The following is a 16,768-nucleotide window of genomic DNA, read 5'->3' as shown; positions in this document are numbered from 1 at the left end:
TTGCGCATTTAATGATTTGTTTAAATACGGGGAATGGTGTTTACATTACTGAAACAATAAGGTAATAATCAGGGACAATTCACCTGCCGGAAGCGAAGTTCTCAGGTGTTTTAAAGCATCGCTAATGTGCTTCTCAACCGTGCGTATAGAAATATTGAGTTGCTGTGCAATTTCTGCATTGGGTACATCCTCAAAGCGGCTCAAAACAAACACCCTTTTGCATTTAGGCGGAAGTTTATCAATCTCATAATGAATTAAAGCTTCTACATCATCGCAAACCAGAAGCTGATCTGCCTTTGCTGGAACACAGAGCTCATTTAAAACCTCCTGATGCTCACGGGTAAATTTTAAGTCCCGCAAGTGATTGATGACTTTAAATTTTACAGCCCTTAGTAAATAGGCCTCGAGGTTGAAGATTTTCTGCGTTTTTGACTTTTCCCAGAGACTGATAAAAACTTCCTGAACAATATCTTCGCAAATACGCTCCTCAGCATAAATAGTATTGGCATAGCGGTAGAGTCGCTTCCAGTAACGCTCAAAAATCAGATCAAAGCCCAACTTTTGATGCTTATCTAAAAGCGCCAATAATTCCTGATCTGAATAATTCATAGGGATATTTGTTTACTCACGTACTTGGCAAATAAACCAAATAGCCTCTATTCCTGCCTTATTCCGGGTTTATGTTTTGGTTAAGAAAAGGTTTTGTAATGAACACAAAGCGCTAAAAGTCTATTCAGAAACCCTGATTTCGACTACGGTTGCCGGTTGCCCATGACCTTCATTGGAAATAAACAACCTGCCATCAGGACTAAAGGTAATGCCTTCAGGTTGGGGAAAGTGTTTTTCGTCCAAATCAATAACCCGTTTGATGTCACCTTTAATGCTTAAGATAAGTAGTTTGGGGTGCACACCTTCCAAAATATAAAACTCGCCGGTGCGCGGATGCACTGCTAAATCTGAAGGTCTGAATGTGCGTTCGGTCTTCTTTTCTTTATAGTCTTTGAGCGCGCGGTCAAGCATATCAATTTTAAAAAGCTGCTCAGGCTGCATTTTACGGGTATCCAGATCAAAACTATAAATACCTTTGACCTGATCATCGTTAGGATCTTCGTCTTTTGGGGCAAAAAGCAGTTGGTGATTTTGTGTATCTATCGCGAGGGTTTCTACGTTGTTTTTATGCGAAAGGGCAGACCGGTAGTTTTTTACTTTCGGGTTTTCGTCTAAATACTGCTGAATTTCAAACAGCATGCCATCACTGCGCATCGCAAAAGCGGTGTTTCCGTCCAAAGCAACGCCTTCAAAATCTCCGTTTTCACCAAAAGCAATCTCTCTTTCCAGTTTTTCAGCTTCCAAATCATAGAGGTAAAGCGTTGCGTGCTCATCTTCAACCATCAGAATCTGGTCATTTCCCGCCCAGCTTAGACCGGATACTTCATCCAAAACTCCCGGTAAATCCCAGGTTTTGACAATGGTATAGGGCTTCGGCTTTTCGGCTATAGATTGAAATGAAAGCATCATGCCCGCAAGGATTAATATTATGAAGATTGAAATATCTTGTATTCGTTTCATAGCTTATTATTTTGGTCCAAATCTTTTACCGGAAATCCCATTATAAACGGGTGATAAAATGAGCAAAACCTATGCCCTTTGAAAAACTAAACATCTAAAGTTTCTTTAAAATAAAGCTGCTAACCCACACCCATTCAAAAACAGATCACGCCTCTCAGGCTTAAACTCAGCTAATACCTTACGTAAAACCGGTTTAAACCGGTTCGGGTTTAGTACTTTTGCGCTCCAGAAAAAGTCCGTTTTGAAGAACCTGCTCCTCTTTCTCAAAAATCATTTTAAATCCGCGAGTTTTGGCTGGGTGCTTACTTTTTTATCCAGTTTTGGGCAGACGTTTTTAATCTCGCTTTACGTGCCCGAAGTACTCAAAACCTTCCGTATTTCTGAAGGTACTTTTGGCAGTATTTACGCTTTGGGAACCGTTATTGCCTCAGTAATTCTGATAACCGTAGGCCACACCATAGATCACAAACCGGTTAAAAAAGTAGTGTTTTTCAATATTATTGGACTCATACTTTCCTGCCTGTTACTTAGTTTTTCGCCCTACCACATCAGCCTGCTCATTTTAGCGATGATCGGGTTGCGGCTTACCGGACAGGGAATGATGAGTCACATCAGCCAGACGGTGATGTCGCGGTATTTTGGCGAAAACCGGGGTAAAGCCTTAAGCATTGCCTCGCTGGGCTTCCCAATGGGCGAAGCTATATTTCCCATAATTATTACTTCAATAATCCTTGCCTACGGCTTTGAGGTTGCGGCCCAGGCCAGCGCAGGTATGTTATTGATTTATCTGGGATTTCTGTGGTTTAAAGGCCTCAGTTATTTTGACCGAAAAGAACAGGTATCCAAACGACCTTCTTTTAAAGTACTGGCTAAAGATTTTGGCGGAATTCTTAAAGACAAACGCTTTATGATCCTGATGCCTTCTACCTTTGCCCTGGCATTTACCTCAACAGCGATTTTCTTTTACCAGTATGTTTTTGTGGAGGAAAAGGGCTGGTCGGTTTCGCTCTACGCGGCATTTTTTACCGGTTATGCCGCTACCCGGTTTGTGATGTCTATCGTAGGTGGACTATGGGTTGATCGGTTTACGGCCAAACGCCTCTACCGGTATTTTCTGATCCCACAGGCGGTTGGACTTTTGCCTTTTGCTTTTATGGACAGTATTGCCGGCGCGCTGATTTTTCTCATTCTCACCGGAGTGACTACCGGTCTGGCCGGGACTGTGAAATCTGCTGTACTGGCTGAAGTCTACGGCACCGAAAAACTGGGCGCAGTAAACAGCCTGTTCTCGATGTCTATGATCCTGAGCACCGCTTTGGCACCTTTGCTTATAGGCTATCTCATTGATCAGGGTGTGGCCTTCACGTATCTGATTTTGGTTCTTTTTGGCGTTGTGGTACTGGCAACCTTAAATGCGCAGCGGTTGAGAAAAATCCCGAAGAAGACGGTTAGCGTTTAGGTTTTTGCCAAAGTGCAATACTGTCGTTGTTTACGCTGAAAAGAAACCGCTCAGTACCCAACCGTTCTTTAATTTTTAGAAGATCGCGCACCTCACCATATACTTTTGCAGGCACGGGTGAATCCTGAAAACGACCCTTGCCGGTATTGAGCAACAGATTGCCGGTTGAAGCATCAAGCCTGCCTAACCTGAGATTCAGCTGGTAAAAATTTCCCCCGGTAATCAGATCGGTATAGCCGTCATTATTTACATCATCTGCCAGAATAGCGTGTATGCTCGAAGCCTGAGCTTCTGCCGGAAGTTGGTATTTCACAAAGCCTTTTTCGGTATTTATAAAATAACAACTGGCAAGCGTATTTACTTCAAGTTTCAGGGCTGAATTTAATTTTTCGGCTCCAAAAATATCTGTAACCGAAGCTTTTGCAAAGTCCTGAAAGGACAGGTACTTCTTATTGATCTGCGGAATCTGTTTGACGAGTTCATTCTTGCTATTAAAAGGCGTTTCGGTATCATTATGGAAATACGTCACCACCGGAAGCGTTGCGCCATTGCCACTAAAATCCTGCAAATAAAGCCTTATGGGTTGCTCAGCATCTGCCTGCCAAAGGGAGTTGAGGCCCCAGTTCCCCGCAATAATATCCGGGCGACCGTCATTATTGAGGTCGGCAATCTCGAGACAATTCCAAAAACCGGTGCTACCTGTGAGCTCCTCGTCCTTCAAAAGCTGAAATCCTTCCGGTTTGTTCCGGTAAATTTGTATTCCTGTCCAGTAACCGGCAGTAATCAGATCGGGTCTGTTGTCGCCGTCAACATCGGTCCATTTCGCATCCATCAGCTGACCGGCCTGCTGCAAAAATTCAGTCCTTTCCGCTTCCTGAAAATTACCTGTTCCATCATTTTTAAACAGATAGTGTTTTGGCGTAAAGCCAAATTTCCCCGGCACAGCAGCCGCTGCTACAAAAAGATCGGTGTCTCCATCCCCGTCATAATCTGCTGCCGCAATCGCCGAAGCATTCAGACTAATCCCTTTAAAATTGAGCGTGTCGCGGGTAAATTTTCCTTTGGTATTTCTAAAATACAACAAAGGTCTTGATATGTTATAGGCGTCAGCCTCATTACCGCCATAGCCTACAATCAGGTCTGCGTCTCCATCAGCATCGGTATCTGTTAGAACAGGCACAATTCCTTCAATACTCGAGAAGCGTTCCAGACCCGGTTGCGCATCCTGAGTAAAGCTTCCGTCCTCCTGTTGCAGATAGACTTTAGTGCTTTGACCTTTACCTCCTGCTATCACGAGATCTTTGAGGCCGTCCCCATTTATATCTGCACTAGACATTTTGGGTCCCTGATTGGTAAGCATAAAAGGAATGAGTGGTTCAAAATCAAAAGCATTAAACCAATTTTCCTGATGTTTAAAATCAACCGGACTTTTGCCGTTTACCAGTAAACCAGGATTTTTTCTGACTTTACGTGTGTAAAAATCCCCTGATGCTTCCCGCTGATCGAGCGTAAGCGTTTGGTTTGCTGCAACATCAGTCAACGTCTGATAGGTTTTATCGGGATACACCACAACAAGTGAGTCTAGTTTGGACTGAGATCCCAGGCCTAAATGCAGGCCGGGTGCTATACCCGAAATATATCCCCGGCTCAGAAAGTGCTCCTGACGCAGCTTCAAGTCTTGTGCGTAGGCAAAAACTTTAGCTCCTATTCCCAACGTATTTTTGTCTTTTCCCTTAAACTGTAATTTTAAATAGTGCGTGCCGTCTGCAGACGCGGTATTTATCAAAATTTCTGCAGATTCATTTACCTTGTTAATAACCAGGTCGAGATCGCCATCATTATCCAGGTCGCTGTAAACTGCCCCGCTACTAAACGAATTCGTTTTCTCATACCAATCGCCTGACATCTCCTCAAAGCCAATTCCGCTTTGGTTTTTATAGATGTAATCAGGTGTTTTCTTTTGAGGCAAACGGTCTACAAAACGTAAATCTTCGGGCTTCATATTTTCAGAAATAATTCCCGGACTGATATCGGTATTCAGAAAATTGACAAAATCCTTATCGTTTGTAGCGCCGTAAATTCCACTGGTGATAAAAATATCTTTGAGTCCATCGTTGTCAAGGTCGGCAATCAAACCCGCCCAGGACCAGTCGGTTGCCGCTACGCCGGCCATAAACGATAAATCTTTAAAATGCATCGTGCCATCATTGTAGTGCAATCCGTTTCTGATAAACTGGGGATGGTAATTCATATCCAGAAAAGACTTATACTGCCGGTAACCGATGTCACTCTCAGAGGTGATGCGGGTCTCGAGATCATCGGGCAACATATCCAGAGTTAAAATATCGAGATGAAGATCGTTATTGAGGTCTGCAATATCATTCCCCATCGAAAAATTTGAGGTATGCGGAAAAGCTTCCGGATGGGTTTGAAAATAATCTTTAAACGTACCATCCTGCTGATTGATGTAGAAGTAGTCGTTTTCAAAAAAATCATTGCTCACATACAAATCAGGCCAGCCGTCATCATTTACATCGCTTACGGCTACACCCAGACCAAAACCTATCGCGCTGCTGTAGATACCGGCGCTTTCGCTCACATCTACAAATTGCATTTCATCATTACGATATAAACGCCCACCCGCAAGACTATCACGCTCCAGTCGCTTTTTAGAATCCACATAAATAGATGAAGGGTCAACGGAATACTGCAGGATATAGGCATCCAGATCTCCGTCCAGATCATAATCAAAGAATGCAGCCTGATGGTTAAAGCCTATCAGGTCGAGCCCAAAAGCTGCTGCCTGCTCTTTAAATATTGGGATTCCCGAGTCATTCGCACCTTGATTTACGTACAGCAAATTGGTGCCACGCATACTCATATGCTTTCCCAGTCGGGAGACATAAATATCCAGAAGTCCGTCAGCATTGATATCTACGGTTGTAACCCCGGTAGACCAACCCTGGGAAGCTTCTATTCCAGACACAGCTGCAGTATTTTCAAATTGTAAATTACCCTTGTTAATGTAGAGGTGGTCTTCTTCCTGATTGCTTACGAAATAGAGATCTTCAAGTCCGTCATTGTTAAAATCCCCGGCAGCAACACCGCTACCGGTATAGAAATACAAATAATTGAGTGCGTTCCATTCCGGTTTATTGGTCAGCATATTCTTAAACGTAATCCCACTTTGTTCTGAAGAAAGACTTTTGAAACGGTAATTCAACTCCGGATCTTTAGAACACGAAAGAAGCAAAAACAAACAGAGGATGGTGCTTAGAAATTTCATAGGGAAAACATTCTTAAGGAAGACAAAATGCAAGTAACCCAATTTAAGGGAATTATATCATTTTTCAGGGGGTTAGAATAAAAAGCTAATCATACTGCACTGCTTTCCTGTAATTTTACGGTTGAAACTTGTAAAAGCATTAATTACCTTTCCATATGCTGTCAAAACATAAAATACATTGGGTATGCTGCTTTTTTTTGATCTTAACCACACTGGGTTATGGTCAGAATTTCTTTCCGCCGGTAACCAATTACAGCACCCGCGATTATAACGCAGCGAGTCAAAACTGGGGCCTCAGCACCAATAAAGATGGTGTATTGTTTGTCGCTAACAATGAAGGTTTACTGCGCTTTGACGGTCAGCGCTGGGAAGTCTTTACGCTGCCCAACCACACTACCATACGCTCTGTGTACTGCCAGGGTGATCGTGTCTATACGGGTTCTTACGAAGAATTTGGATACTGGACCACTACAGAAACCGGTGATTTGCAGTACACCTCACTTACGCATCTTATAGACGCAACTTTTGAGAATGAAGAGTTCTGGCAAATAGGCTCCATAGGAGACACGGTTTATTTCAGATCTTTCGGAAAATTCTATGATTATGATGGCAAAAAAATTGAAGCGCACGAGCCCGGTTTTGTAATAACCGCGATGGACCAGCACGATGATGACCTGTATTTGGGTTCTAATGGTGGAAAGTTATATCGCTTTAGAAATAACCAAATAGACACCTTAACCACTGCTACAGTTAATCCAAGCGCAATCATTGAACTCAGCAGTTTCAATGGAAAAATTCTTGCCGGAACCCGTAGAACCGGAATTTTTATTTTTGAAAATACGAGTTTAAAACCCTGGGGAAATGCTGCGCTCACACAGTTCCTGGAAACCAATGAACTCAATAAAATACAGCCGGTAAATGACGAACTTTTAATTCTTGGCACTGTAAAGGGCGGAATCGCCTACTACAACACCCGAACCGGAAATCTAAAGAATCATTTCAGACAAAACGGGCTGCAAAACAATACGGTGCTCTCCCTGCACAAAGCCGGTTCTAAAATCTGGATTGGGCTTGATAATGGCATTGACCTGGTTCTACCCGATACTGCGGTGCAGTACTTTCTTGATAATACGGGTGAGCTAGGCGCTGTTTATGATCTGGTTTTCTTTAATGGAGCCACCTATGCCGGTACAAATACGGGCGTTCATAAAATTACCGATGCAGGCATCCGTTTCATCCCAGGCTCTCAGGGTCAGGTGTGGAAGTTTACTACTATTAAAAACAGGCTTTTTATCAATCACAATCTCGGCTTATTTGAACTTAAAAACGATCAGCTTGATCTGGTTACGGGAAGCTCGGGAAGCTATGGTCTTGTCTCCATCCCAAAAACCAATCAATTCCTCAATTATACCTACAACGGCTTACGCCGGTTTCATTTTGAGCAAAATGAGTTCAAAATACTCCCTCTGGATGAAACCAAACCCGGACCGGTAGAAAAAGTTTTGTTTGAAAACAGTCAAAACTTCTGGGCGGCACATCCCTACAAAGGTTTTTACAGAGCAGCGCTTGACTTACCAAGACAGAAAATAACCAATTCTGAATCGTATGATGACCTCGGGGGCCTTTCAGCCTATAAAACACATATCTATGAAATAGAGGGGCAAATCGCTTTTTACAATGCGGGAGACTGGTACCGTTACAACAGTATTAACGACACGCTCGAGGACTTTAAAGACCTCAAAAATTATCAATCGTACGCCTTATTAAATGATCAGGATAACTTTTACTGGTTTAAAAATCGAAAAGGCAATGGCCTGATCTATACTGATTTTAAAAAGGACAGCCTGCATATCGTAGAACCCTTATTAGAAAGCCGCATAGTTAAAAACTACGAAACGGTTATTCAGCAAAACGACAGCATTTTTTACATCACCCTAAATGAAGGTTTTGGTCGTATCAATCTGAACCGTCTGCGGGCAGATCACGATCAGAGCAGCGTGCAACCCCCACTGCTTACCGGCCTTGAAACCGCAGATAACATACGATCAATTACTTCAAAAACATTTGAGATTGCCTACAAAGATGCCGTAAACCTCACGATAGCCGTTGCTGCACCTTCCCTGCATGATCCCAGCTTTGTTTATGAACTGTCTAATGGTATGAAAGGCACCTTAAGTAGAAACCTGTCCTTTCAGAATCTAACTGCGGGTAATTACACCCTAAATATCTGGTCTTTCAACAAGGGAGCCAAAAGTGAACAGCCTCTTACCTTAAACTTTACTGTTTTAAGACCCTGGTATTTATCAAACCTGATGCTCTGTGTGTATGTAATCTTATTGTTGGGCGTGGTTATGCTCATCGCTTATATAAACAGGCAAAAGCTTAACAAACACCGCAGAGAACTCGAACTCAAGCTCATTAAGGAGCAAGACCGAAAAAACCAGATCGCAGAGCGTAATAAGCTGTTGCAAGAAATTAACGCAAAGCGGAAAGAACTTGCGAATACTACCTATTTGGCTGCAAAACGAAATAGCAGCCTCATCGATATTAAAAATGAACTGGAAGAGGTAAAAGAAAAGGGGGGCAATCCCAAGAAGGTCTCAAACATTCAAAACAAGATCAATCACATCATTGACGCTAAAGATAACTGGAAAGTTTTTGAAACTACATTTAAAGAAATCAATGACGAATTCTTCCAAAAGCTACTGGAAGATCATCCCGGTTTGAGCTCTAAAGATTTGAAACTTTGTGCCTATTTAAAAATGAATCTGGCTACGAAAGAGATTGCTCCTTTAATGGCGATTTCGGTAAGAGGAGTTGAAATACACCGCTACCGTCTACGTAAAAAATTGGGATTAAAAAGCGGTAAGAATCTTTCAAAATTTCTTATCAAAAATTATTAATTTCTCATACATCAAAAGCTCATTTTTAGCTTTTAGACTTTCTCAATACTACATCAAACGTATTTCGCAAACGTTGTATATTTTTCTTTTTAAACACTAACTAACTGTTAATCAACAACTTTATTTCAATTAACAGTTTGATGTATTTTTTATGTAGTTCGATTGGATTTTTAGTCTCCTATATTCACACCAGAATTTTAAAAACCAATTCAAAAACTAATGTATATGAAGTGTAAAATTAGCTTTTTGCTTTTTCTGGGTCTGTTTTCATTCTCCCTTTCAGCTCAGGAAACCAAGACCATTACGGGTACTATTACAGACACCCGCAATGTGCCTTTACCCGGCGCCGAATTAAAGGTGGTTGATAAAGACACCTACACCGTAACCGATTTTGACGGTAACTTTTCTTTAGAAGCTAGCGTGGGTGACCAAATACGTATTACTTATTTGGGTTTCCAATCGCAAACGTTTTCTGTAACTAATGACGATGTATATACCCTCGCGTTGCAGGATCAAACCAGTGAACTGGACGAAGTCGTTGTCGTAGGTTATGGTAATCAAAAACGTTCTGATATCACCGGAGCTATTGTTTCGGTTGATAGTGAAGAAATCACCAAACAACCGGCCACTACTGCGATTCAATCCGTTCAGGGTAAGGTTGCCGGTGTGAACATTATTGCAAACGATGCGCCGGGTTCTACACCTACTGTATTGATGCGTGGTTTAGGCACTGCTGAAGGTGGGCGGTCTCCGCTTTATATTGTAGACGGTCAGCCACTAAGTGATATTCGCAGTATCAACCCAAACGATATTGAATCTATCGACTTCCTCAAAGGTGCTTCGTATGCAAACATTTATGGTATACGTGCTGCAAACGGGGTTATTCTAATTACTACCAAACGAGGTAAAAGTGGTAAGCCTGTATTTTCGTTTGAATCTTATTATGGAGCAAAGACCATCTTAAATCAGGTAAAAATGGCCAACGCAGACCAGTATATTCAATACTTCAATGAGGAAAGCGCCGCAAATGACGGCTTTTTACTTCAGGAAAATCAGCGTTATGACACAGACTGGTACGATGAATTGCTTCAAACCGGTCTCATCAATAACAACAGCTTCTCGGTTTCAGGAGCTTCAGATAATATCGATTACTTTTTGAGTTATAACCTTTTTGAAGAAAAAGGTATTCTAGACGGTCAAAAATTCCGTAGAGGAACTATACGTAGTAACAATACGTACCATTTATTCAATGACAATTTCAGAATTATTCAAAACCTGAATATTGCCTATACCAACGAAACTCCTAAACCTTTCGGAGCATTCAGTAGTGCTTACAGACAATCACCTCTGGTACCCGTACGATATGATAATGGTCTATTTGGACAGTCTTTCGTAAACGAAGCTACAGGTATAGTAACGTTTGAAAGTGAGCCCGGTCAGCGCGTAGGACGATTAAATACACACGCCAACCCGGTATCTCAGGTATTTTTTGAAGACACCTATATAAATACCACCAGTCTTCAGGGTCAAATAGCAGCAGAACTGGATATTACAGACGACCTGATGCTCACCACTCGTTTTGCGGCAACAAAATTCTACTCTACAAACCACAGTTTTTCAGACATCAGAGCCCAGTGGCTTAACGCAGACCCAAGAAGATCTGAAGCCACTTTTGACACAGAAAGAGATGACCCTAATGGAGACGGCATTGTTTCAACAGAATTCGCAAACAACTCCTACAGCGTAAGTCGCACCGAATCATACCGATGGAACGTGGAAGGCTTTTTGACTTACACTAAAGAAATTGACAAGCACAACATAAGCGCTACCGTAGGCTTAAGCCGTGAAAACTATCAGGGCGGTGAGTTTACCTCCTCACAGGGGTACGATGTTAGACCTGAGCGCAACCTGCGTAATTTCAACTTAAGAACAGATCGTTTATTTGACGATAGTGTAGGTGGTGATACATTCCAAAGTACCAATTTACAGTCGTATTTTGGTCGGGTTGAGTACAACTACGATTCCCGCTATTACCTTCGTGCTGTGTTACGCCGGGATGGAACCAGTGACTTTGTTACCGGTGATGATAACTTCTTTGGCTACTTTCCGGCATTCAGTTTAGGATGGACGCTTACTAATGAATCCTTTATGGAAGATAACGGGGTTCTGGATAATTTTAAACTATTTGCAGGTTGGGGTAAACTGGGAAATCAGGCCATTCCTTTCAACGTACAGTCAATCAATTCGGGTGACGGAAGCCGAAACACCAACTACGTTTTTGGCCCTGCTCAAAGCTTAATCATTGGTGCTGCATTGGGAACACCTGCTATTCCGTTATCCTGGGAGGTGACGGAAGAATTTGAAGTAGGTTTCGATTTTGCAATGCTTAACAGACGTCTTAGTGGTACCATTGACTACTACAACAGACTAAACACAAATGCTATTCTTAATGTTAGACCTATTCTCAATTCAGAATTCAGTTCTAATTTCTTCGATGAAGCGGCAGAAATCTCCAACTCCGGTTTTGAATTTTTAGTAAACTGGAGAGACCAGATTGGTTCTGATTTTTCATACAATATTGGCGTAAACTTTTCTACAAACGAAAACCGTGTTCAGAATGTAAAGCCTGCTTACGATGGCGCTATTGGTGGAAGTTTAGGAAATGGTCGTATTACCAAACGGCTTGCAGAAGGTCAACCCATTTTTGCATGGTGGATGTACGAGGCAGACGGGGTATGGCAAACTCAGGAAGAGATTGACAATAATACTTCGCTTGGAAATGCCAGACCCGGACACCTGCGCTATGTAGACCAAAATGAAGACGGTGTTATTGACGACCGCGATAAAAAGTACTTCGGTTCGTACATCCCAACTTATAACTACGGTGTGAATATTGGCGCAAACTACAAGAGCTTTGACCTAAGCGTTTCCGGTTTTGGAGTAGGCGGTAACAAAGTGTACAACGGACTATACAACACCCGTATTGGTGGTGAGAACATTTCTGCCGAACAGTTCAACAAACGATGGACCGGTCCCGGCTCAACAAATGTAAATCCCGGTGCAGAACGTGACGTAGAAGCTTCTTCATACTATCTGGAAGACGGTTCGTATTTCCGAATCAATAACATTACACTGGGATATACGCTGCCCGAATTGAGCAATTTTATCAATAGCGCCAGGGTATATGTAACTCTGCAAAACCCGTTTATGTTTACAAAATATACCGGTTTTACTCCTGAACTAAACCAGAATGGAGATCCTACGGGAACTACCGGTATTGAACTTTCTGCATACCCAAATACACGTTCGTTTATACTGGGCGCCAATTTCAAACTCTAAAAAATAAAGCGATGAATAAAACATTAAAACATATAATACTCACGCTTTTTGCAGGCTTTATGCTTGTTAACTGCGACAATTTTGTGGAAGAAGTAGAGGTTGTAGATCCTGTCGCTGAAGACAGTGATGACTTTGAACCTGTAGATTTCTTGACTGGTGTGTATGGAATGCATACTGACTTTTCCTATGCCTTTTCCTATTTAGGAATGACCGATATGATTTCTGATAATTCCGATAAGGGAAGTTCTCCTACAGACACCGGAACAGACAAACGGGAGCTTGACAATCTTAACCATACCACCTCATCGGTATCTGTACGGGCCATGTGGACCCAATGGTACAAAACTATTGGCCGTGCCAGACAGGCAATCGAACTCACCGAGCTCTATGAGGGACCGACAAGTGCTCCTAAAGAGCGCATCATTGCAGAAGCTAAATTTTTGCGTGCGCTCAATTACTTTTGGCTGGTACGCTCATTTGGTGACGTCCCTATTCAAAGTGTAGATCTGGTTGAACGCGCTCCGGTTGAAGAGGTATATGCCTATATTGAGCAGGATCTTACTGAAGCCATTGCTGACCTGCCTTTAAAAAATGACTATGCATCTTCAGATATAGGTCGTGCAACAAAAGGTTCAGCACAGGGGCTACTGGCTAAAGTTTACCTGTATCAGGGTAAATGGCAGCAGGCAGCAGATATGGCAAATAATCTAATTACGTCAAATCAATACGATCTGGAACCTGATTATGCTACCATCTGGAGAGAATCTACCGAAAACGGTCCCGAATCCGTTTTTGAAATTCAGGCTCGTGGTGAAATCCCACAACACGGGGTGCAGCAGTATTCTCAAACTCAGGGAGCTCGTGGTCCCAGCGGCTGGGGATGGGGCTTTAACTCTCCATCACAAAACCTGGAAGATGCTTTCAATGCCGAAGGTGATGCCATACGTCGTGATGCTACCATTATTTTTGCAGGCGAAACCTTATGGGATGGCAGAGTAGTAAGTACCAGTGTTGAAAACCCACGCTATAGCGAGAAGGCCTACTCTTCTGCAAATGCAGGGCAAAGTGACGGGGATAAAAACATCCGCGTTTTACGTTTTGCGGAAATTCTGCTTATACGTGCCGAAGCCTTAAACGAGCTGGGGCAATCTGCCGCTGCTCTAACTCCGTTAAACCGGGTGCGTAGCCGTGTAAATTTACCTGCTATTACCACTACAGATCAGGCTCAGCTTAGACGCGCCATCTGGAAAGAGCGTCGTCTGGAACTCGCGATGGAACACGACCGCTGGTTTGATCTTATTCGTACAGGACAAGCTAAAGAAGCCATGGCTGCAGACGGAAAAACATTTATAGAAGGTAAGCACGAGTTGTTCCCCATTCCTAATGATCAACTTGTTCAAACACCATCAATGAGACAAAACCCGGGATGGTAATGATAACAAAGCATATACGTTTATTTTTAGTTGGATTGATTCTTCTATCCCTGCCAGGATGTAAAGAATCGCAAACAGAGAATCAGAATCAGGAGGTCGCTAACGCGACTTCCGATTCGATTTCTGATGAAGTCCTATTAGATTCGGTACAAAAACAAACCATCAATTATTTTTGGGATGGCGCCAACCCAGACTCAGGTCTTGCTCCTGAGCGCATTCATATGGATGGTATTTACCCGTCTAATGATAAAAACGTGGTGACCATAGGAGGTACCGGTTTTGGTTTTATGGCCTTACTGGCAGGAGTCGAGCGGGGTTTTATCCCAAAAGATTCTGCATTTGTACGTTTTCAAAAAATGGTCAACTTTCTGGAGCAGGCAGATCGTTTTCACGGTGCCTGGCCACATTGGCTTGATGGCACTACCGGAAAGGTTAAACCTTTCAGCAAAAACGATGACGGAGGTGACCTGGTAGAAACCGCTTTTTTGGTACAGGGAATGTTAGCTGTAGCTGAGTACTATCGTGACGGTAATGAGGCCGAACAGGCTCTAGCAAACCAGATCGATACGCTTTGGCAGGAAGTAGAATGGGATTGGTACACGCAGGGCAAAGATGTGTTGTACTGGCACTGGTCTCCTAATGTAGGCTGGAAGATGGACTTCCCAGTAGGTGGTTACAATGAGGCTTTAATTATGTATGTTCTTGCGGCCGCATCGCCCACGCATCCCATTTCTAAAACTGTTTACGAAAAGGGCTGGGCACTTGACGGCGGTATTGCAAAAGACACCTCGATGTACGGCATGCGAACGGTGCTTAATCATTACGAGCATAACGACGAGGCCATTGTTGGCCCTTTATTCTGGGCACATTATTCCTATTTGGGATTAGACCCTAAAGGTCTCACAGATCAATATGGTGATTATTGGAAACTCAATGTAAACCACGCAAAAATTCAATATGAATATGCTGTCGAAAACCCCGAAAACTACAAGGGCTACGGTCCTGATTTATGGGGTCTGACATCCAGCTATTCTATAAAAGGTTATGCAGGTCACCGCCCCGGCGAAGACCTGGGCGTTATTTCCCCGACGGCCGCTTTATCTTCGATGCCTTACACCCCTAAAGAAAGTCAGGCATTTTTGCGTCATCTCTATACCGATCTTCCGCAATACATTGGGGAGTACGGTCCTTATGATGCATTCAGCTTACAGGACGACTGGTACCTACCGCGCTATCTGGCGATTGATCAGGGCCCCATTCCTGTAATGATTGAAAATTACCGAAGCGGCCTGCTCTGGGAGTTGTTTATGAAAAATGAAGATGTTCTCAACGGACTAAAAAAACTCGGATTTGAAACTCCGTATCTAAAATCTTAAAAATGATCAGGCACGTAATTTTAATTCTAAGTACCGTACTTGTTATGAGCTGTTCTAGTGACAGCCCAGACCCTGTAACTGAACCACAGGAGGAAAATCCTGATGGAGGCAATGGGGGCGAAAATCCGGACTCAGAACCCCAACTTACCGATGCCGAATTATTAGATCTTACGCAAAGCGAAACCTTTAAATACTTTTGGGATTATGCCAATACCGAATCTGGGGCCGCAAAAGAGCGCTACATTCCTGCAAATCCTACCCGGGATCAGCAAATAGTTGCTACCGGGGGTACCGGTTTTGGATTGATGGGAATTCTTGTAGGGATTGAACGCAATTTTGTTTCAAGAGCAGAAGGCTTTAACCGACTTTCAAAAATCATCAATTTCCTCGAAACAGCAGACCGCTTTCACGGCGCCTGGCCACATTGGATGAATGGTGCTACCGGAGATGTAATTCCTTTCAGTACGCTTGATGACGGGGCCGACCTGGTAGAAACTTCATTTGTAGCTCAGGGGCTTATCACCGTAGGCGAATATTTTAAAAACGGCTCTGCCGAAGAACAGGCTCTTGCTCAAAAAGCTTTTAAACTGATTGATGGCATAGAATGGAACTGGTTTACCAAAGGTGAAAATGTACTGTACTGGCATTGGAGCCCGGAGAATGAATTTGCGATCAACCTGAGACTGCAGGGTTACAATGAAACCTTGATCACTTATGTTATGGCAGCGGCTTCCAAAGACTATTCTATTGATCCTGAAGTTTACAATCAGGGTTGGGCGCAAAATGGCGGTATTAAATCTTCAGCAGTGGCCTATGGCTACCCACTTGAAGTAAGACACGCGGGCGAAGAGCAAACCGGTGGTCCCCTTTTTTGGGCACATTACTCCTATTTAGGTCTTAATCCATTTGGCTTATCTGATGCCTTTGTAAATTATGAGACCGCAACCGTTAATCACGCGTTGAGCAATTATGCATATTGCGTTGAGAATCCCAAGAACTGGCCGGGTTATGCTTCCAATCTCTGGGGTTTAACGGCCAGTTATACCATTAATTCAGATGGAAGTCTGGGATATACCGCCCACAGTCCGGGTAATGATACCGGTGTCATTACGCCAACAGCAGCATTGAGTTCGTTCCCCTACACTCCTGAAAAATCAATGGCTGCTTTGCGCAGATTTTATGAACTGAAGAATATTTTGCTGGGTCCGGCAGGCTTCTATGATGCCTTCAGCCCGGTTCAAAACTATGAAGTGGCCGAAGCCTATCTGGCGATTGATCAAGGTCCCATTCTCGTTATGATTGAAAATTACCGAAGCGGTCTGCTGTGGAAACTGTTTATGCAAAATGAGCGCGTACAGGCCGGTCTTGACAAACTTAATATTACCTACACTATTCCTCAATAA

General features: G+C 43.0%; 9 protein-coding genes. 6 read left to right on the top strand and 3 right to left on the bottom strand.

The annotated features are described in order from the left end of the window. Positions 1-45: 45 nt before the first annotated feature. Together CJ305_RS07700 and CJ305_RS07695 are read right to left on the bottom strand one after the other, a co-directional pair. Positions 46-609 (bottom strand): RNA polymerase sigma-70 factor, encoded by a 564-nt coding sequence (locus CJ305_RS07700; protein WP_099645681.1) that lies wholly within the window; start codon positions 607-609, stop codon positions 46-48. Between the two features lie 120 nt (positions 610-729). Then, positions 730-1,569 (bottom strand): SdiA-regulated domain-containing protein, encoded by an 840-nt coding sequence (locus tag CJ305_RS07695; protein ID WP_099645680.1) that lies wholly within the window; start codon positions 1,567-1,569, stop codon positions 730-732. A gap of 241 nt (positions 1,570-1,810) precedes the next feature. Here CJ305_RS07695 and CJ305_RS07690 point away from each other — a divergent pair, with 241 nt between their 5' ends. Further along, entirely contained in the window at positions 1,811-3,028 is a 1,218-nt protein-coding gene (locus CJ305_RS07690) for an MFS transporter (protein WP_099645679.1), read from the top strand. Here CJ305_RS07690 and CJ305_RS07685 read toward each other — a convergent pair. Next, positions 3,018-6,314 (bottom strand): VCBS repeat-containing protein, encoded by a 3,297-nt coding sequence (locus tag CJ305_RS07685; RefSeq protein ID WP_099645678.1) that lies wholly within the window; start codon positions 6,312-6,314, stop codon positions 3,018-3,020. The genes CJ305_RS07690 and CJ305_RS07685 overlap by 11 nt on opposite strands. A 197-nt stretch (positions 6,315-6,511) precedes the next feature. Here CJ305_RS07685 and CJ305_RS07680 point away from each other — a divergent pair, with 197 nt between their 5' ends. The 5 genes from CJ305_RS07680 (at position 6,512) to CJ305_RS07660 (ending at position 16,768) form a co-directional block, all read left to right on the top strand. After that, a complete protein-coding gene (locus tag CJ305_RS07680; protein WP_099645677.1) occupies positions 6,512-9,217 on the top strand; it encodes a helix-turn-helix and ligand-binding sensor domain-containing protein in 2,706 nt (901 codons plus the stop codon). Positions 9,218-9,442: 225 nt separating this feature from the next. Continuing rightward, positions 9,443-12,556, top strand: a complete 3,114-nt coding sequence (locus CJ305_RS07675; protein WP_099645676.1) for a SusC/RagA family TonB-linked outer membrane protein — start codon at positions 9,443-9,445, stop codon at positions 12,554-12,556. Positions 12,557-12,567: 11 nt separating this feature from the next. Next, complete coding sequence (locus CJ305_RS07670) at positions 12,568-13,989, top strand: RagB/SusD family nutrient uptake outer membrane protein (RefSeq protein WP_099645675.1); 1,422 nt, start codon at positions 12,568-12,570, stop codon at positions 13,987-13,989. Continuing rightward, positions 13,989-15,365, top strand: a complete 1,377-nt coding sequence (locus CJ305_RS07665; RefSeq protein ID WP_394340046.1) for a glucoamylase family protein — start codon at positions 13,989-13,991, stop codon at positions 15,363-15,365. Before CJ305_RS07670 ends, CJ305_RS07665 begins: the two co-directional genes overlap by 1 nt. A gap of 2 nt (positions 15,366-15,367) precedes the next feature. Next, positions 15,368-16,768, top strand: coding sequence for a glucoamylase family protein (locus tag CJ305_RS07660; protein WP_099645674.1), 1,401 nt, complete (start codon positions 15,368-15,370; stop codon positions 16,766-16,768).

Source organism: Leeuwenhoekiella nanhaiensis, assembly GCF_002744755.1.
GTDB lineage: Bacteria > Bacteroidota > Bacteroidia > Flavobacteriales > Flavobacteriaceae > Leeuwenhoekiella > Leeuwenhoekiella nanhaiensis.
Note: the sequence above shows the minus strand (reverse complement) of the source record. Positions and strands in the feature narration are given on the sequence as shown.